Origin of the sequence: Mesorhizobium sp. M0563 (genome assembly GCF_040321065.1) — a bacterium.
Classification (GTDB): Bacteria; Pseudomonadota; Alphaproteobacteria; order Rhizobiales; family Rhizobiaceae; genus Mesorhizobium.
Window position 1 is genome coordinate 267,339 of sequence record NZ_JAMYQV010000003.1, and the last position, 16,352, is coordinate 283,690.

22 protein-coding genes are annotated in these 16,352 nt (G+C 62.3%); 8 read left to right on the plus strand and 14 right to left on the minus strand.

Annotation, left to right across the window (positions count from 1 at the left end; genetic code table 11):
• Positions 1 to 26 precede the first annotated feature (26 nt).
• From NKI50_RS06595 to NKI50_RS06625, 7 genes are read left to right on the plus strand one after another with little or no spacing between them, the layout of a single operon-like run.
• The gene (locus tag NKI50_RS06595; protein ID WP_352715852.1) at positions 27 to 923 is read left to right on the plus strand and encodes a carbohydrate ABC transporter permease; all 897 of its coding nucleotides are present in this window, start codon (positions 27 to 29) and stop codon (positions 921 to 923) included.
• A 2-nt stretch (positions 924 to 925) separates the two neighbouring features.
• The gene (locus NKI50_RS06600; protein ID WP_352715854.1) at positions 926 to 1,792 is read left to right on the plus strand and encodes a carbohydrate ABC transporter permease; all 867 of its coding nucleotides are present in this window, start codon (positions 926 to 928) and stop codon (positions 1,790 to 1,792) included.
• A 1-nt stretch (position 1,793) separates the two neighbouring features.
• A complete protein-coding gene (locus tag NKI50_RS06605; RefSeq protein ID WP_023716655.1) occupies positions 1,794 to 2,891 on the plus strand; it encodes an ABC transporter ATP-binding protein in 1,098 nt (365 codons plus the stop codon).
• A 4-nt stretch (positions 2,892 to 2,895) separates the two neighbouring features.
• Positions 2,896 to 4,008: a mandelate racemase/muconate lactonizing enzyme family protein gene (locus NKI50_RS06610; protein WP_023716654.1), complete on the plus strand. Its 1,113-nt coding sequence runs from the start codon at positions 2,896 to 2,898 to the stop codon at positions 4,006 to 4,008.
• Positions 4,009 to 4,017: 9 nt separating this feature from the next.
• A complete protein-coding gene (locus NKI50_RS06615; protein WP_023676093.1) occupies positions 4,018 to 4,347 on the plus strand; it encodes an L-rhamnose mutarotase in 330 nt (109 codons plus the stop codon).
• Positions 4,340 to 5,416, plus strand: coding sequence for a Gfo/Idh/MocA family protein (locus NKI50_RS06620; RefSeq protein WP_352715857.1), 1,077 nt, complete (start codon positions 4,340 to 4,342; stop codon positions 5,414 to 5,416). Before NKI50_RS06615 ends, NKI50_RS06620 begins: the two co-directional genes overlap by 8 nt.
• Before the next feature lie 49 nt (positions 5,417 to 5,465).
• Complete coding sequence (locus tag NKI50_RS06625; protein WP_051409582.1) at positions 5,466 to 5,897, plus strand: MaoC/PaaZ C-terminal domain-containing protein; 432 nt, start codon at positions 5,466 to 5,468, stop codon at positions 5,895 to 5,897.
• A gap of 239 nt (positions 5,898 to 6,136) precedes the next feature.
• On the opposite strand, the gene NKI50_RS06630 is transcribed toward NKI50_RS06625, so the two are convergent.
• From NKI50_RS06630 to NKI50_RS06670, 9 genes are all read right to left on the minus strand, one after another.
• On the minus strand, positions 6,137 to 7,093 hold the full coding sequence (locus tag NKI50_RS06630) for a C-terminal binding protein (RefSeq protein WP_023716651.1): 957 nt from the start codon (positions 7,091 to 7,093) through the stop codon (positions 6,137 to 6,139).
• A gap of 12 nt (positions 7,094 to 7,105) precedes the next feature.
• On the minus strand, positions 7,106 to 7,864 hold the full coding sequence (locus NKI50_RS06635; RefSeq protein ID WP_023716650.1) for an HpcH/HpaI aldolase family protein: 759 nt from the start codon (positions 7,862 to 7,864) through the stop codon (positions 7,106 to 7,108).
• A gap of 43 nt (positions 7,865 to 7,907) precedes the next feature.
• Positions 7,908 to 8,621 carry a hypothetical protein gene (locus tag NKI50_RS06640; RefSeq protein ID WP_023716649.1) on the minus strand — a complete coding sequence of 238 codons (714 nt, stop codon included), beginning with the start codon at positions 8,619 to 8,621 and terminating at the stop codon, positions 7,908 to 7,910.
• A 26-nt stretch (positions 8,622 to 8,647) separates the two neighbouring features.
• A complete protein-coding gene (locus tag NKI50_RS06645; RefSeq protein ID WP_352715861.1) occupies positions 8,648 to 9,958 on the minus strand; it encodes a TRAP transporter large permease in 1,311 nt (436 codons plus the stop codon).
• 3 nt (positions 9,959 to 9,961) lie between these two features.
• Positions 9,962 to 10,474: a TRAP transporter small permease gene (locus tag NKI50_RS06650; protein ID WP_352715863.1), complete on the minus strand. Its 513-nt coding sequence runs from the start codon at positions 10,472 to 10,474 to the stop codon at positions 9,962 to 9,964.
• Between the two features lie 79 nt (positions 10,475 to 10,553).
• On the minus strand, positions 10,554 to 11,531 hold the full coding sequence (dctP, locus tag NKI50_RS06655) for a TRAP transporter substrate-binding protein DctP (protein ID WP_023716646.1): 978 nt from the start codon (positions 11,529 to 11,531) through the stop codon (positions 10,554 to 10,556).
• An 80-nt stretch (positions 11,532 to 11,611) separates the two neighbouring features.
• Positions 11,612 to 12,157, minus strand: coding sequence for a flavin reductase family protein (locus NKI50_RS06660; RefSeq protein WP_352493919.1), 546 nt, complete (start codon positions 12,155 to 12,157; stop codon positions 11,612 to 11,614).
• Positions 12,157 to 13,251, minus strand: a complete 1,095-nt coding sequence (locus NKI50_RS06665) for an LLM class flavin-dependent oxidoreductase (protein WP_023716644.1) — start codon at positions 13,249 to 13,251, stop codon at positions 12,157 to 12,159. The genes NKI50_RS06660 and NKI50_RS06665 overlap by 1 nt, the downstream gene beginning before the upstream one ends.
• On the minus strand, positions 13,251 to 13,967 hold the full coding sequence (locus tag NKI50_RS06670; protein ID WP_023716643.1) for a GntR family transcriptional regulator: 717 nt from the start codon (positions 13,965 to 13,967) through the stop codon (positions 13,251 to 13,253). The genes NKI50_RS06665 and NKI50_RS06670 overlap by 1 nt, the downstream gene beginning before the upstream one ends.
• A 474-nt stretch (positions 13,968 to 14,441) precedes the next feature.
• Between NKI50_RS06670 and NKI50_RS06675 the strand changes: the two genes are divergently transcribed.
• Positions 14,442 to 14,672: a hypothetical protein gene (locus NKI50_RS06675; protein ID WP_352547441.1), complete on the plus strand. Its 231-nt coding sequence runs from the start codon at positions 14,442 to 14,444 to the stop codon at positions 14,670 to 14,672.
• Between the two features lie 43 nt (positions 14,673 to 14,715).
• On the opposite strand, the gene NKI50_RS06680 is transcribed toward NKI50_RS06675, so the two are convergent.
• From NKI50_RS06680 to NKI50_RS06700, 5 genes are all read right to left on the minus strand, one after another.
• Positions 14,716 to 14,934: a hypothetical protein gene (locus NKI50_RS06680; RefSeq protein ID WP_352715865.1), complete on the minus strand. Its 219-nt coding sequence runs from the start codon at positions 14,932 to 14,934 to the stop codon at positions 14,716 to 14,718.
• Positions 14,935 to 14,937: 3 nt separating this feature from the next.
• On the minus strand, positions 14,938 to 15,117 hold the full coding sequence (locus tag NKI50_RS06685) for a hypothetical protein (protein ID WP_031193315.1): 180 nt from the start codon (positions 15,115 to 15,117) through the stop codon (positions 14,938 to 14,940).
• 138 nt (positions 15,118 to 15,255) lie between these two features.
• A complete protein-coding gene (locus NKI50_RS06690) occupies positions 15,256 to 15,414 on the minus strand; it encodes a hypothetical protein (RefSeq protein ID WP_023716639.1) in 159 nt (52 codons plus the stop codon).
• Positions 15,415 to 15,562: 148 nt separating this feature from the next.
• A complete protein-coding gene (locus NKI50_RS06695; protein WP_352482796.1) occupies positions 15,563 to 16,000 on the minus strand; it encodes a GFA family protein in 438 nt (145 codons plus the stop codon).
• Between the two features lie 27 nt (positions 16,001 to 16,027).
• Entirely contained in the window at positions 16,028 to 16,246 is a 219-nt protein-coding gene (locus NKI50_RS06700) for a hypothetical protein (protein ID WP_352482798.1), read from the minus strand.
• Positions 16,247 to 16,352 lie beyond the last annotated feature (106 nt).

Here is a 16,352-nt window from a genome sequence, read left to right on the forward strand (position 1 = left end):
CGGGCACCAACCAGAACCGGATCGCCATGAAAGGCTGGAGACCCTCGCCACCATTGCTGCTCCTGCTGCCGGCGGTGATCGTGCTGGCGGCCGTGGTGGTGGTGCCGTTGCTGCTGTCGCTCTACTCCAGCTTCACGCCGTTCCGGCTGACCAGGCCTGAGACGTTCTGGGTCTTCATCGGCGCCCGCAACTACGTCACCATCCTGACCAGCCGCGATTTCTGGATCGCCTTTGCCCGTACTGTGGTGCTGCTGACGGTGGCGCTCAACCTGGAAATGCTGATCGGTCTCGGGCTGGCCCTGCTGGTGGAAAAAGCCTCGCGCGGCCAGCGGGTCCTGCGCACCATCATGATGTTTCCGATGATGTTTTCGCCGATCCTCGTCGGCTTCCAGTTCAAATTCATGTTCAACGACAATATCGGCCTGGTGAACAACGCCCTGCAGGCGCTCGGCCTGACCGATCGCGCCATCCCGTGGCTGATCGACGGCAATCTCGCCTTCATCGCCATCCTGACCGCCGAGATCTGGTCGTCGACTTCGGTGTTCGCGATCCTCATCCTAGCCGGGCTGCTGGCGATGCCGCGCGAACCGGTCGAGGCGGCCCGCGTCGACGGCTGCACGCCATGGCAGACATTCCGCTATGTCACCTGGCCGTTCATCATGCCGTTTGCCTTCATCGCCATGACCATCCGCTCGCTCGACGTCGCGCGCGCCTACGACATCGTCAAGATCATGACCGACGGCGGCCCTGCCGGCCGCACCGAGCTGGTCTGGACGCTGGTCGCCCGCACCGCCTATGGCGATGCCAAAATGGGCATGGCCAATGCCATGGCCTATTTCTCGATCCTGCTGTCGATCCTGTTCACCGTCTATTTCTACCGCAAGCTCGCCGCGGCGCGCACGCAGATCGCGGCGGAGTGGTGAGGATGGACCAGAACAGCCTGCATCGCGCCGGCAACAAAGCGCTTCGGATCGTCCATGGCATCGGGCTGTTCCTGGCCATGCTGGTCATCTGCCTGCCCGGCATCTGGATCGTGCTGTCGTCGCTGCGGCCGACTGTCGAGATCATGGCCAAGCCGCCGGTGTGGATTCCGCAGCAACTCTCGCTCGATGCCTACGTCGCCATGTTCAGCGGCGTCGGCAAGGGCGGCATTCCGGTGCTCGACTATTTCCGCAATTCGCTGATCATCTCGGTGACCTCGACGCTGATCGCCATCGCCATCGGCATGGCGGGCGGCTATGCCTTTGCGCGCTATCGCTTCCAAGCCAAGTCGGCGATGTTTCTCGGCCTGATGCTGACGCGCACGGTGCCCGGCATCGCACTGTCCCTGCCGCTGTTCTTCGTCTTTGCGCGGCTCGGCATCGTCGACACGCATTTCGGGCTGATCCTGGTCTATGTCGCGCTCAATGTGCCCTTCACCATCTGGCTGATCGACGGCTTTTTCCGCCAGGTACCGAAAGACCTTGCCGAGGCGGCGCAGATCGACGGCTGCACGCGCTGGCAGGCCTTCTGGCAGGTCGAGTTTCCGCTCGCCGGGCCCGGCATCGCCTCGGCCGGAATCTTTGCCTTCCTCACCTCGTGGAACGAGTTCGCGCTGGCCTCGCAGCTGACACGCTCGATTAACTCCAAGACCCTGCCGGTTGGCCTGCTCGACTATACGGCCGAATTCACCATCGACTGGCGCGGCATGTGCGCGCTCGCCGTGGTCATGGTCATACCGGCGCTCACGCTTACCTTCATCGTCCAGAAACACCTCGTCGGCGGCCTCACTTCCGGCGCGGTGAAAGGCTGACATGGCAACCGTATCGCTCAAGAATCTCACCAAAAGCTACGGCCCGGTGGCGGTGGTGCACGGCATCGATCTCGAGGTCGCCGACCGCGAGTTCATCGCGCTGGTCGGGCCGTCCGGTTGCGGCAAGTCGACAACCCTGCGCATGATCGCCGGCCTCGAGGCGATCAGCGACGGCGTCATCGAGATCGGCGGCCGCATGGTCAACGACCTGCCGCCGCGCTCGCGCAACATCTCGATGGTGTTCCAGTCCTACGCGCTCTATCCGCATATGACGGTGCGCGAAAACCTCGGCTTCTCGCTCAAGATCGCCGGCGCCGCGAAAGAAGAAATGGACCGTCGCGTCGCCGAAGCGTCCGGCATTCTCGGCCTCGACCAGTTGCTCGACCGCCGGCCGTCGCAACTGTCCGGCGGACAGCGCCAGCGCGTGGCCATGGGCCGCGCCATCGTGCGCGATCCCGATGTCTTCCTGTTCGACGAGCCACTTTCCAATCTCGACGCCAAGCTTCGGACGCAGATGCGCACCGAGATCAAGAAGCTGCACGCCAAGGTCAAGTCGACGGTGATCTACGTCACCCATGACCAGGTCGAAGCGATGACATTGGCGGACCGCATCGTCATCATGCGTGACGGTTTTATCGAGCAGGTCGGCACACCCGACGAGGTCTTCCGCCGGCCGCAGACACGCTTCGTCGCGGGCTTCATCGGCTCGCCACCGATGAACCTGCATGAGGCGGTTGTCGACGACGGACAGCTGCTGTTCGCCAGCGGCGAGAAGCTGCCTCTGCCCAGCCAGTTCAAAGCCAATGTCGAAACCGGCGACAAGGTCGTGTTCGGCCTCAGGCCCGACGACATCTATCCGACCGGACACGGCATCAGCTCCGGCGAAGATGTCGACGTCCACCAGGTCGAGTTGCCGGTGACCGTCACCGAGCCGCTCGGCAATGAGACGCTGGTGTTCGCCGAATTCAACGGCAGCGACTGGGTATCACGGATGCTCAATCCAAAGCCGCTCAAAGCCGGCGACCGGGTCAAGATGAGCCTGGACCTGTCGCAGGCCCATCTGTTTTCTGCTGAAACGGGCAAGACATTGCGAGGTTAAAATCATGGCAAAGATCGAGAAAGTCGAACTGCGCATGGTCGACTTGGTGCCTAAGGTCAAGCGCACCGATGCCATCCAGAGTTTTGTCAGCCAGGAAACACCGATCGTCACCATCACCGATGCCGACGGCGCGGTCGGCTCCGGCTACAGCTACACGATCGGCACCGGCGGCTCGTCGGTGATGCGACTGCTGGCCGACCACCTTGCGCCGCGGCTGATCGGCCGCGACGCCGACATGATCGAGGCGGTCTGGCGCGAGTTGGAGTTCGCCACCCATGCCACGACGATCGGCGCGATCACGGCAATCGCGCTGGCGACCATCGACACTGCTCTTTGGGACCTGCGGGCGAAGAAACAGAGACTGCCGCTGTGGAAGCTGGCCGGCGGCGCCAAGGACCGCTGCCCGCTCTACACGACCGAAGGCGGCTGGCTGCATATCGAAACCGAGGCGCTGGTCGAGGATGCGCTGGCCGCCAAGGCCAAGGGTTTTCGCGGCTCGAAGGTCAAGATCGGTAAGCCGCACGGTTCCGAGGATCTTACTCGGCTGACGGCGGTGCGCCGGGCGGTTGGAGACTCCTACGAGATCATGACCGACTGCAACCAGGGCTTTTCGGTCGACGAGGCAATCCGCCGGGCCGAACGCTTTCGCGACCTCGACCTCGCCTGGATCGAGGAACCGCTGCCGGCCGACGACATTGACGGCCATGTGCGGCTGTCGAGTGCGACGTCGACGCCGATCGCGGTCGGCGAGTCGCTCTATTCGATCCGGCATTTCCGCGAATATATGCAGAAGGGCGCTTGCTCGATCGTGCAGGTCGATGTCGGCCGCATCGGCGGCATCACGCCGTGGCTGAAGGTGGCGCACGCGGCCGAGGCGTTCGACATCCCCGTCTGCCCGCATTTCCTGATGGAACTGCATGTCAGCCTGACATGCGCCGTTCAGAACGGCAGATATGTCGAGTATATTCCCCAGCTCGACGAGCTGACCGGCAAGAAAATGCGTATCGAGGACGGGCATGCATTGGCGCCGGACGAGCCCGGCATCGGCATCGACTGGGACTGGGATGCGATCAAGGCGAAGAGCATCGCGGAATTCACCACGACGATAGTGAAATAGGAGGCGGACATGCAGCGAATGGGAATGGTGCTCGGCCTCAAGCCGGAGAAGGTCGCCGAGTATGTGCGGCTTCACGCCGCCGTCTGGCCGGACGTCCTCAAGATGATTTCCGCCTGCAACATCAAGAATTATTCGATTTATCTGAGGGAGCCGGAGCACCTTTTGTTCAGCACCTTCGAGTACCACGGCACCGACTATGCCGCCGACATGGCCAAGATGGCCGCCGATCCCACGACGCAGGAATGGTGGGCGCTGTGCATGCCATGCCAGGAGCCGCTGCCGACCCGCAAGGAGGGCGAGTGGTGGGCGTCGATGGACGAAGTCTTCCATTATGACTGATGACATTTTCGATCCTGCCTCGCTCTCCCAGGCCTGGGCACAGCCGTCAAAGCCCAGGCCGATCGTGATTTTCGGCGCCGGCTCGATCGTCGGCGATGCGCATTTCCCGGCCTATGGGAAGGCCGGTTTCCCGGTTGCCGGGCTTTTCGACCCCGACCTGGCCAAGGCCGAAAAACTGGCGCAGAAATGGGGCGTCACCGCTTACCGGTCGGTCGAGGAAGCTGCTGCGATCAAGGACGCCGTCTTCGATCTGGCGACACCGCCGGCCTATCATGCCGGCGTGCTCAGGGCGCTGCCCGATGGTGCGGTGGCGCTGATCCAGAAGCCGATGGGCAGCAATCTCACCGAGGCGACCGAGATCCTCGAAATCTGCCGCTCCAAAGACCTCAAAGCGGCGGTGAACTTCCAGCTCCGCTTTGCACCGATGATGCTGTCGCTCAGGGATGCGATCGCCAAGGGCTGGTTGGGCGACGTGGTCGATTTCGACGCATGGCTGGCGCTTGCGACACCCTGGCAGCTCTGGGAATTCCTGTTGCAGGCGCCGCGCGTCGAGATCGCCATGCATTCGATCCATTATCTCGACCTGATCCGGCAATTGCTCGGCGACCCCAAGGGGGTTCACGCCAAGACGCTCGGCCATCCCGGCCATAAGGTTGCGCAAACGCGCACCAGCGCGATCCTCGACTATGGCGACACCGTGCGCTGTGCACTGTCGATCAACCACGATCACAAATTCGGTCGAAAACACCAGGCCTGCGAATTCCGCATCTGCGGCACCGAAGGCGCCGCCTACCTCAAATTGGGCGTCAACCTCGACTATCCGCGCGGCGAGCCGGACATCCTCGAAATCTACCCCAAAGGCGGCAAGGACTGGATTGCGGTTCCACTCGTCGGCGCATGGTTTCCGGACGCCTTTGCCGGCCGCATGGCCAATGTCCAGCGCTACGCGTCGGGCGAGGACGCCGAGCTTGTCAGTTCCGTCGAGGACGGCTGGAACACCATGGCGCTGGTCGAAGCCGCCTACCAATCGAGCGCGGCGCCGGCAACACCGATCGCGGCGAGGCCCTGACTTGGAGCAGACTGTCTATTTCGAGGACTACCAGATCGGCTCGTCGCGCATGACCAGCGGGCGCACCATCACCGAGACCGATTTCGTCGTCCATGCCGGCCATACCGGTGATTTCTTTCCCCATCACATGGACGCCGAGTTCATGAAGACGACGCCGTTCGGCCAGCGCATCGCGCACGGCACGCTGGTCTTTTCGGTCGGCGTCGGGCTGACAGCAAGCGTCGTCAACCCGGTCGCCTTCTCCTATGGCTACGACCGGCTGCGCTTCATCAAGCCGGTGTTCATCGGCGATACGATCAAGACCCGCGCCACCATCTCGGCCAAGGAAGACGACCCGAAGCGGCCCGATTCAGGCCGGGTCGTCGAGCGCTGCGAGGTGATCAACCAGCATGGCAACGTGGTGCTGGTCGCCGACCACATCTACATCGTCGAGCGTCGCGACAAGCCGAGCAGGGCCTCGACGGACGGCCCCGAAACCTGAAACAAAAAAACCGCCTTGCGGCGGGTCCTCGGTGCGAATCAGCACCATACGCAAATTAGTAGCATAGCTGCCGGCACAAAGCAAGAACAAAATGTGGCGCTGTCCGCAAAAAAATGCGAATTCACTTCACCCGTTCCCGTCTTTATCCGCTTGCCGAGATCGCGCTCAAGGCTGCCTGCCCCGGAACGTTAAGGTGGAACTGTCGGCAGGCAGCGGATGGTGCCGGCATCGGGAATTGGTCACACCCGGTTGACCGGATATACCGCCTTGCCGCCGCGCAGGACCGCTGCGACGTCGGCAAACACCTTGTTGCGAACCTCCGCGTAAGATTGCGTCGAGTAGTGCGCCGCGTGTGGACTGACCAGGACGGTGTCCAGCGCCAGCAGCGGATTGTCGGGCGAAGGCGGCTCCTGCTCGAACGTGTCGATGCCCGCGCCTGCCAGATGGCCGCGCCGGATCAGATCCGCCAACGCGACCTCGTCGACGAGGCCGCCGCGGGACACGTTAATGAATATCGCTCCTTCCTTCATCCGCGACAGGGCATCCGCCGACATGATGTTTCTGGTCTCCGGTGTCGCTGGAACGTGCAGCGAGACGATGTCGGCCCTGGCTAGCAGCTCGTCGAAGCCGACCGGTTCGGCACCGCCGGCCGTGATGCGCTCTGCCGGCATATGCGGGTCGTAGGCGATGATATGATAGCCGAAGACCCGCGCCCGCTCGGCAGTCAGGCGCCCGATCTGGCCGAAGCCGATCAGCCCGAGAATCTGCCTGTCCGGCCGCGTGATGCCGGCACCGTCGGTCATCGCCGCCCAGCGGCCGGCGCGCACCGCGCTGTCGAACTGCTTCAGCCTGCGCGCCAAGGCCAGGATCAGGGCCATGGCGTGGGTGCTGACTTCCACCAGATTGGCGTCCGGCACGTAGGTTACCTGAACACCGGCACGGCTAGCGGCCTCGACGTCGATCGAGTCGAGCCCTACGCCGAACCGCCCGATGACCTTGAGGTTCTTCAGTTCCGCCAAAACGCGAGCCGTGATCGGCTCCCGCAATACCATCAATGCGTCGGCGTCGCGGCAGTGTTCGATCAGGGCATCTTCTGTGAGCAGCGTCTTTTCGACAAACTCGGCGCTCAAGCCGTCGAGGTAGCGCAGCTGCTCCTCCTCGACTGACAGCACACCGTCGGTCTTGATGATCTTCATGGCAAACTCTTGCTATGAGGCGCTGCGCGCCGAGGCGACGCCGGCGGCAAGGCCGGCGCCGAGAAACATCGTGTCGCTGGCCAGCATGTAGAAGCTGATGCCGTGCCGCGACCATTTGCCGACATCATCCGCCGAAGGGCGAAAGATGCCGACGGCCTTGCCGGCCGCGCGCGCTACGGCCGCAATCCTGGTAATCGCGGCATTGAGCTTGTCCTGGCCGGCCGGCCCCATGGCGTCGATCGAGACCGACAGGTCGCCGGGGCCAATGAAGACCACGTCGACGCCGTCGACCTGGACGATGTCGTCGATGTTGGCCAGGCCCTCTGCCGTCTCGACCTGGATGGCGACCGTCAGGACCTCGTTGGCCGATTTGAGGTAGTCCGGAATCCTGTAGCCATAGCCGGCGGCGCGGCCCGGGCCGACACCGCGTGCGCCGACCGGCGGGTAACGGCAGGCCATGACCACCATGCGGGCTTGCTCGGCCGTCGAGACGCGGGGTACCAGGACGCCCGACGCGCCGGCGTCGAGCGCGGCCGCCATCCATTCCGGCGTGTGGCCGGGAACGCGCACCATCGCGGGAACCTTGTGGACATCGGCGGCGCGAACCAGATCCTCGAGCCGTTCGCGGCCGATCTGCGAATGCTCCCAGTCGATGCACAGGAAATCGACCCCGCTGGCGGCCGCCACTTCGACCGCCACCGGGTGCGGGATGGCGCAGAACGTGCCGATGAGGCGATCGAGAGAGACACATTTCTTGCGAAAGTCGTACATGAAATCTCCAGAGATTTTTCGGCGTCGGCAAAACCTGTTTGCGCTATGTGGCCCGCGGCAAAGGATGCACGGCTTCCGTCGACATCGGGAAATGCCGGCTGCCGCCTGAAAACGGCGGGAAAGTCTTGTAGTCGGCGCGCATCTCCAGCCGCGCCGGCGACTGCAGGGCGTGCGTCAATGCCGCGGGGCTGTCGAACATGACCCGGTTGCGCTGCATATGGTCGATGCGCGGCCAGGGCAGCGAACCGCACCAATCCAGTCGCGACAGAACCTCGATGTGGCGAATGCCGGGGAAGCCCCGCATCAATTGCGGATGATGCGTCACATAGTGGTAGAGCCAGACATTCATGTCTTCGGCCGGCCCGGGATAGTGGACAAGATAGCTGCAGGGGAGTCCCGACGTCTGGACGCCAGCGTCGTCGACGGGAAACGGACGCACGCACATAGCCTGTTGCGTCGGCCTCGAACCGGCGACGCTCGACAGCATACCCGGTGCGGCAAGCGCCTGCAGATGGCCGGACGGCGCCAGCGCCGCCTCCATGTCCGCCAATTCGTCGAAATAGAGCTGGAAGCCAAAGACCGGCGGTGGGCCATCCTTGTTGAACATGTCCGTCGCCACTTCGGGCAGATAGATGTTTGCAAGCGCAAGGCCCGGCGTCGATGCAATCACCCGCCGCACGGCATCAACGTCTTCACCGGCGATGGCCAAATTTGCCTCGCGGTCATCATGGAAGAAAGCAAGATAGGCAAAGCGCATTTGGACACCTGCTGGATCGAGTTCGACTAGATCAAATTCGGAAGAAAGAGAGCGATCTGCGGAAAGAGGACAATCAGCAGGATCAGCAAAAGCGTCAGCGCGATGTAGGGTGCCGCTGACATGGCAACCGTCTTGAGCGATGTGCCTTTCGGCGCAACACCGATCATGATGAACAGCAGCAGACCAAACGGCGGCGTGGTGAAGCCGACCTCGTAGGCGAGCAGCAGGATCAGCCCGAACCATACCGGCTCGTAGCCGAATTGGTGGGCGATCGGCAGGAAGATCGGCAGCGTGATCAGCATCATCGAGACCTGATCCATGAACATGCCGAGCAGCAGGATGACGAGCACCATCATGAGCAGCATGGGATACGGTCCAAGATCATAGCCGACGATGAACTGGATAAAGCCGTTGGAGGCGCCGGAGAAGGCGAATATCTGCGAAAACGTCGTCGAAGCCGAGATGATCAGGAAGGTCATGCCGGTGACCTTCATCGCATCGTCCAGCGACCTCCAGACAACCGACCAGCTGAACCGCCGGTAGACAAACAACAAGGCGAACACGGCGGCACAGCCGAGCCCCGCCGATTCCGTCGGCGTCGCTATTCCAAGGATGATCGTGCCAACCACCATGAACACGATGACGCTCATCGGAATGATGTTGACGGCAACCGCCCTCACCTTCTCGGCCGCAGGAACGGCGGGCACCGGATAGTGCGGAGAGGCGTCCGGATCGATCTTCGTCTGTGCGAAGATCAGCGCCGCGTACATGACAACGAGGAGCAGCCCGGGCAAAGCCCCCGCTATGAGCAACGCGCCTACGTCGATCTGGGCCAGCGAGCCGAGCAAGACGGCCAGCGAGGATGGCGGGATGATGACGGCAAGGCTTCCGGCGCCAAGCACCGGGCCGTAGGCCATATGCGGCTTGTAGCCCCGCTTCAGCATCTCCGGCACCATCAGCGAACCCATCATGCCGGTATTGGCGAGGCTCGAGCCCGACAGCGCGGAAAAGATTGTGCCGGCGGCGAGAACGACATAAGCGAGGCGTCCGCGCAGATTGCCGATGCACAGGTCGAGCGCGTAGATGACCTTCTCGCCGAGGCCGGAGCGGAAGAACAGGCTGCCCATGACAAGAAACATCGGCAGCGGAGCGAGCGCATAGGTCGAGACGGCGTCGGAGAAGTTGGCGACCATCTGCGTCACGCCGATCGAACCGCCGAAGAACAGGTACAGCCCGATCACATTGGTGACGAAGAAAGCGAAGGCGACCGGCAGCCCAAGCCCCATCAACACGAGGATGGTGCCAACAAGCACGGCGAATGGAAACAGCCAGGCCACCGGTCAGAGCCCTTCCATTTCCAGCGGATCGAGCGTGTACAGCGTGTCACGGCCGAGGAGATATCTGAGCCATTCCAGCGCAGAGAGGTAGAAGGCGAGCATGATGGGCAGAAAGACCAGCCATTTCGGCATGTCGAAACTGCGCGTTTCATATTCGCCGCCCGCCACGGCGCTTGTCAGGGAAAACAAGGCGACGCTGCCAAGGTAGAGGCTGACGCCGATGCAGGCGAGATAGACCAGTTTTTCAAGCACCGCCCGAGCCCGCATCGGCAGCGCCTTGCGCAGGAACTCGACGAAGACATGGCCCTTGCTGTGGACCAGCCAGGGCATCGGCAGGAATGCCGCGCAAAGCAGGCCGTATTCCGTCGCCGATACTGCCCAGGCAAGCGGCCTCAGGCCCAGATTGCGGACGCATACATCAGCAACCACCGCGACGATGATGAGGCCAAGCACCACTTTTGCCGTCGCCGCCAACGCAAGGCTCAGCTTCGCAATCGCTGCAAACAATCTGTCCATGTCCGACGACCCTCATGTCCACCGTTGCCCCGCTTTTGCCCAGCTTTGATGGAGGGCTTACAAGGCAGCCTCCGCTCGGCTACTGGAAGAATTTCTTCAACTGATCGATGTTGGTGGGATCGCGTTTGGCCATTCTCGCCCAGCTCGCCTGCGTGGCAGCCGCCAGGAATTTGTCGCGGCCGGCACCGGTCAAGCTGATCACCTTCTGCCCGCCGTCGATCATCGCCTGTGCCTGCTTTTCCGACTCGGCAAGATTGGCGTCATAGCTCGCGCGCTCGTATTCGACGGCCGTGTCGGCAAGCAGCTTCTGCGCCTCGGGCGACAGCGTGTCCCATTTGGCCTTGTTGATCGAGATCAGCACGTCGGTTTTGAAGAATTGCGGGTCGACACGGTATTTGGTGAACTTGTCCCAGCCGAACGACGCATAGCCAAACACGGTATAGGCGTTGGCATTGACGACGCCGCGCTCGAGCGAGGTGTAGACGTCCCCTGGCGCTTGCACGATCACCGTTGCGCCCAGGGATTCAAGGAAATCGCGATAGAGCGGCGACGAGCGGATCTTCAGGCTGCTCCAGTCGATGCTGCCTTCGCTGTTGAGCTTGGGTTCGTCGATGGTGAAGACGTTGAAGCCCGAGCCCGCGTCGACATGCGCCAGCAGATGGGCATTGGCCTTCTTCTCGAAAATTCCGCTGATGAAGTCCCAGCCGCCATTCTCGCGAACCTCCCACGGCGTCTTTGTCGATGCGGAGAACACCTCGCCTTCGGGCACGAGCTCGAGGAACTGCCCTGCCGGCGTGTCGATCACGTCGATCAGGCCGCTCCTGAGCGCCGCGCCCTGCTGGATCGGCGGAATGACCTCCGGCCCGCCACGCACGTTGATCTGGACCACACCCTTGCCCTTTTCGTTCACCTTCTGAACGAACTTCAGGAAGCTCTGGGCGTAGCCGTTCTGCGTCGGCGTAAAATGCACGGCGTTGAGGACGACCTCCTCGGCCGGGGCGATACCCGCCACACCCGACAGGAGTGCAGCCAGAACAAGGGATTTCCAAATGCGCATTGCCGTACTCCCTTTGATAGTTCGCCCATGATCGGGCCGATCTGAAAATTACAATCGCTGCGCCGCCACGCGAACGGCGGTTAACTGGCATCATCTCCTACTGTCAGGAACCGTCCATGTGCGTAGAAGACCGGCGATCGGTCAGCGCGGTCCAGCGCGACGCCTGAGACGATGCCGATGACGATCATGTGCGACGCCCGCACAATGATTTCGGCCACCCGGCATTCGAACATTGCCCGCGCGCCGACAAGCAAGGGCGCGCCGGTTTCGCCACGCACCCATGATCCGGACGAGAACCGCGCGGCCCCCTTGGCTTTGGTCATGCCGCCAAAGGCACGCACAACGTTCTCCTGGTCGCCGGCTGGCAGATTGACCGAAAAGGGCAAGCCTTCGCGAATGGCCGAGGCAAAGGTGCTGCTGCGGTTGACGCAGGCCAGCAGCGAAGGCGGCTCGGCACTGAACGAGCAGAGTGCCGTCGCCGTGATGCCGCAAAAGCCGATCTCGTCATGTTCCGACGCGAGGATGGCGACCGAGCCCGCCACGGCCCGCATTGCCTGCTTGAAGGCGCGCGGATTGATGGCGTCGTGTCCATCCACCCACGGCGTCGGAATGGCGGCCGCCGGCATCAATTTACTCGAAGCCCGGCCTGGCGCATCAGCGGCAGCACGCGGTCGCAGAAGAAGGGCAATTCGTAGGTATAGTTGACGAATGTGAGGGCGGCGCCGGAATAACCCTGGTCCATGATCGCAGTGAGGTCGTCGACGATCTTTTCCGGCGTGCCGATGAGCGGGAAAGTTCCAGCACCGCCGGCGAACCTTTGCCGATATTCGGTGAAGGCCTTCGCATCATGCGAGTTCGCGAATTCCTTCTTCTTGCGCATATGCTCGTCGACGGCGCCCTCGTCCGCGCATTCCAGCGCGTAATGCCGGTAATAATCCTCGGCTTCCTGCTGGGTTTCCCGGCAGACGACGTGACAAACCGTATAGACGCCGACTTCGCGTCCGACTTCGGCCGCTCGGTTGGTGATGTCGACCACATGCGCACGGCCGTCGGCAATTTCGGAAAAAGTCGAAAACAGGTAGTCGCAGTGGCGCGCCGCATAGTTGCGCCCCGGCGCGCCGAAGGCGGCGTTCATGGTCACCGGTCGCGGCGCCTGCAGGCTTGGCGGGCGGCTGACGACCCCCTTCAGATCGTAGAACTCGCCGCTGAAGTCGAACGGCTCCCTCGATTGATAGGCACGCACGATGATGTTGATCCATTCCTCGGCCTGATCGTAGGTCCGCTCGCCGACCGTCTGCCCGAACATGGCGAACTCGTCCGGGTTCCAGCCGCAGACGATGTTCAAGCCGGCACGCCCGTTGGAGATGTGGTCGACCGTCGCCAGCGCTTTTGCAGCCTGCAGCGGATGAACCAGCGGCACATGCACCGTCATGAACAGGCCGATGTTTTCGGTGGCGACAGCAAGACCCGCCGCCCAGGTGAACGTCTCGAACGACCATTCCCGCACATGCGTCAAACCGCCGAAGCCGCGCCAGCGGGCGATCGGCAGCAGAAACTCGAGGCCGGCGCGATCGGCGATGCAGGCGGAGTTGAGGTTGTCTTCCCAGCGGGCACGCCAGCGCTCGGGGACGGTGGTCATTGCCAGGCCGCCATCGGCGTTCATGGAAAAGACGCCGAGCTTGAACCTGTTCGGCCCTTTCAGCGGGTGCTGCTTCCTGATCATGATTTCCCCCGCCGTGACATGCTCTTGCCCTCGCCGTCGGAGTTTTGAAACGGTGGGCTCAGCTTCATGAAACGCTCCTCGGCGTTCTGAATGAAGTGGGTCATGCGGTCGTAAGCGGCGACGGCGTCGCGCTTGACGAATGCCTCGTAGATGGCGCGCATGCCGGCCACGATAACGGCCTGCGTCGGCTGGTGCGACAGCGTCCTTAAACGGACGACGAGTACATGGTCGACGAAGCGGGCAATCGTTTGTGAAAGACGCTCGTTCGCGACCGCGCCAAGCCAACAATTCCTGAATGCCGAATTGGCCTGGAAAAAGCGGTCGGCATCGCCATCTGCGGCCGCAGCCTCTGCCTCCCGGAGCGCGGCTGCCAGGGTCTTGAGGCCAGCGGCGTCAAGTGTCCGTGCGGCGTGCGCGGCGGCCCGCGGCTCGAGCAACCGGCGGACCTCGAAGATGTCGGCGACATCCGTTGCGGTAAGCGTGGGCAGCGTGAAGCCGCGTGTGGTGCCGACGAGATAGCCCTCATGCACCAACTGCATCAAGGCGTCGCGGACAGGCATTCTGGAAATGCCGAGCCGGGCGGCAATATCGACATCGACCAGCTTCTGGCCAGGCGCCAATTCGCCATGCTGTATCGTCAGCCGGACTTGTTGATAGACCTGGGCACGCAGATTGCCATCGCCAACCCGTTTGAGCTCTATCGTTTCCGTCATCCACGCCTTCCCATGCGAAGATTTCGTATATCGTTTGAGGCTGTGATCTCGCAGTCGTGCCGTTGAAATGCAGCCATATATCGGCAGAAATCGACCTGTCAGCCATGTTCCCGGCTCAAGTGAAGCACAGGCTGGATCACCTGGCAAGATATTTCAAGTCTATAATGTATACTGTTTGAGCTCGCTGTCCGGAGGGCAGAGGATCGCGCCGTCTGTGCTGCCGCGCCGCGCGACGGCGGGTACAGGGCGCGGTTCGGTAAAAAACGTACAGACGTTTTTCCGTGACACATCGAAGTTGGCGGATTTAACTAAAATTACTTGCGATCTGCGCGCGCCGGCACGCCCACCCCCGATCCCCTCGCCGGTGCGCATTACTGGATCGCCCGCCGTATCGAAAGGTGCGGCGGGCTTTTCGTTTCGTTTGGCGGGGAGGCGCTTATGCGAGACTTGCCCAGGAATATCGACGCCGACGTCGTGATCGAAATCAGCAAGTTGCTCGACGACCGGGCGAAGTCCGTGCCGGTGCCGGTGCACAAGCTGGCGGCGATGATCCGGCTGGGCGTCGAAACCCTTCTGACCGATCACTCCATCGAGGAGCTGATCGTGGAAATGGCCGCGACGCGGGGGCTTCCGATGCTGTTCGATTTGCCGGTGATCAATGTCGACAACGTCGTGCCGATTGCCTTGGCGCGCCGTCCCCGCTGACATTTCGCTCGAGCCCCATCGGTAGTCGCGTCGCCGCCCGACTTCACTTGTCCTGATGCGCCGGCCGAGTGTCGCCTTTCTTTTCGGGGTCATGGGTATGGTGGCTGTCGCGTTCGCCGCCGCCGCCGGAGACCTTGCTGTGGCTGCGCTGGTCTGAATCGGCCGGCGGCTTTTCGACGCTCAGCGGCTTCTTGGCGTTTTCGTGCGCGGCGCCGGGACCGCCCTGGCGGATGCTGGCAGGAGTTTTCTTCGACGTGGACATGGCCTAGCGATCCTGGACGTTGCCTTGATGAGTGGTGTTGACCTTCGTATTGCCTTGCTGACCCTGCTTGTCGGGATCGGGGACGGTGGATTGCGGTGCCTGGTCGGCTGCTACCGATTTTTTGTCACCGGCGCCCTTTGGGCTCAGATTCTTCGGCGGCACAGGGGGAGGTTTCGTGCTCATGGCGTTTCTCCTTCCGCCACCCAAACAAGCGGCTCGGGAGAAAGGTTCCCGAGGGTCCGATACGAACGGCGATTGCCGCAACGAGCCGGGTCCACAGGCCGTGGCTTGGGGCCGGCGGGGTGCCCGCACAATCCAGGATTATTTCTTGATGATGTTTCCGTTGTTCAGATCGAAGGCCTGGGCACCGAACGCCTGCCTGAAGAAGTCCTCCTGCAGATCGCCCCATTCGCCGAGATAGGCGCCGCAATTGCTGCAATAGATCGGTGTGGAATCCTTCGGGTTGTCGGGAATCTCCATCAGGATCGTCCCGCACGCCTTGCAATCGAGCTTGTCATCCAAACGGCGGCCCATTGACACATGATCGCGCGTTTTCAGCCGCGCGCCAATTGTCGTTTTCGTACGAAGCCCGAATGGCGCGTTTTCCAACCAGCAAGGGGATCGAAAGCTAGCGTTCCGCCGGATTTCCGAAGGCCGGATCTCGCCGCCTCGAATACATCCCCACCCGCGGCAGCTCGTCTGGAAAGTCGACCCAGGGTAACCTCATGTCCCAGTATGCGTGGGCCTGTGGCGGAAACCGTTCGGGGTGATCGAGAAAGCCGATCGCCAGATAGAGTTCGTCGGGCAGGCCCTGGTCGACATAGCCGATCGATGTTCCGCAATCCGCGCAGAAGGACCGGAGCACACCGGGGGTTTTCGAAAAGGTCTTCGGTATGCCGGTGAGCAAGGTGAATTCAGAAGGCCGATAACCGACCCACACCGTTAGCGGGCTTCCTATCGCCTTGCGACAGTCGTCGTCGTGATCGGAGCAAACCCAGAACGGCTCGCCGCGCATTTGCGCCGTTATGGCGCCGCAAAAACAGGAACCCGTTTCAGTTCGTGGCATTGGCTAACTTCATGGCTGGACTCGCCTTCACTGCTGGCCCGGCATTTCGGTATTTTCCTTGGGGTTCTTCTTGATGCCGGCGGCAGGCGAGGTATCGGCCGGAGCATTGCCACCCTGGTTCTGTTCAGCGGCTCTTTTGAGCGGCGAAGTCTGCCAGCCCATATCGCCGTACAAAAAGCCTATGAGGAAGCCGACGATGATGATGGCCGAAATCACCATTGCAATTAACGCGTTACGTCGCTCCATTTCGCACGGCTCCTTTCTTTGAGCCGAACAAACGATGGCGGAAATGGTTCCGGTTAGACGGACGGCGTGACGGGACGGAGCCGGCCGGGAACATTCAGCCTCACGG

Bases quoted from the DNA above. Each gene is read 5' to 3' on its own strand.
- dctP (WP_023716646.1), bottom strand. From the start codon at position 11,531: ATGCGCATTTGGAAATCCCTTGTTCTGGCTGCACTCCTGTCGGGTGTG.
- NKI50_RS06690 (WP_023716639.1), bottom strand. From the start codon at position 15,414: ATGGAGATTCCCGACAACCCGAAGGATTCCACACCGATCTATTGCAGC.
- NKI50_RS06630 (WP_023716651.1), bottom strand. From the start codon at position 7,093: ATGAAGATCATCAAGACCGACGGTGTGCTGTCAGTCGAGGAGGAGCAG.
- NKI50_RS06600 (WP_352715854.1), top strand. From the start codon at position 926: ATGGACCAGAACAGCCTGCATCGCGCCGGCAACAAAGCGCTTCGGATC.
- NKI50_RS06685 (WP_031193315.1), bottom strand. From the start codon at position 15,117: ATGAGCACGAAACCTCCCCCTGTGCCGCCGAAGAATCTGAGCCCAAAG.
- NKI50_RS06660 (WP_352493919.1), bottom strand. From the start codon at position 12,157: ATGCCGGCGGCCGCCATTCCGACGCCGTGGGTGGATGGACACGACGCC.
- NKI50_RS06670 (WP_023716643.1), bottom strand. From the start codon at position 13,967: ATGACGGAAACGATAGAGCTCAAACGGGTTGGCGATGGCAATCTGCGT.
- NKI50_RS06615 (WP_023676093.1), top strand. From the start codon at position 4,018: ATGCAGCGAATGGGAATGGTGCTCGGCCTCAAGCCGGAGAAGGTCGCC.
- NKI50_RS06640 (WP_023716649.1), bottom strand. From the start codon at position 8,621: ATGCGCTTTGCCTATCTTGCTTTCTTCCATGATGACCGCGAGGCAAAT.
- NKI50_RS06605 (WP_023716655.1), top strand. From the start codon at position 1,794: ATGGCAACCGTATCGCTCAAGAATCTCACCAAAAGCTACGGCCCGGTG.
- NKI50_RS06635 (WP_023716650.1), bottom strand. From the start codon at position 7,864: ATGTACGACTTTCGCAAGAAATGTGTCTCTCTCGATCGCCTCATCGGC.
- NKI50_RS06650 (WP_352715863.1), bottom strand. From the start codon at position 10,474: ATGGACAGATTGTTTGCAGCGATTGCGAAGCTGAGCCTTGCGTTGGCG.
- NKI50_RS06620 (WP_352715857.1), top strand. From the start codon at position 4,340: ATGACTGATGACATTTTCGATCCTGCCTCGCTCTCCCAGGCCTGGGCA.
- NKI50_RS06695 (WP_352482796.1), bottom strand. From the start codon at position 16,000: ATGCCACGAACTGAAACGGGTTCCTGTTTTTGCGGCGCCATAACGGCG.
- NKI50_RS06680 (WP_352715865.1), bottom strand. From the start codon at position 14,934: ATGTCCACGTCGAAGAAAACTCCTGCCAGCATCCGCCAGGGCGGTCCC.
- NKI50_RS06700 (WP_352482798.1), bottom strand. From the start codon at position 16,246: ATGGAGCGACGTAACGCGTTAATTGCAATGGTGATTTCGGCCATCATC.
- NKI50_RS06595 (WP_352715852.1), top strand. From the start codon at position 27: ATGAAAGGCTGGAGACCCTCGCCACCATTGCTGCTCCTGCTGCCGGCG.
- NKI50_RS06610 (WP_023716654.1), top strand. From the start codon at position 2,896: ATGGCAAAGATCGAGAAAGTCGAACTGCGCATGGTCGACTTGGTGCCT.
- NKI50_RS06625 (WP_051409582.1), top strand. From the start codon at position 5,466: ATGACCAGCGGGCGCACCATCACCGAGACCGATTTCGTCGTCCATGCC.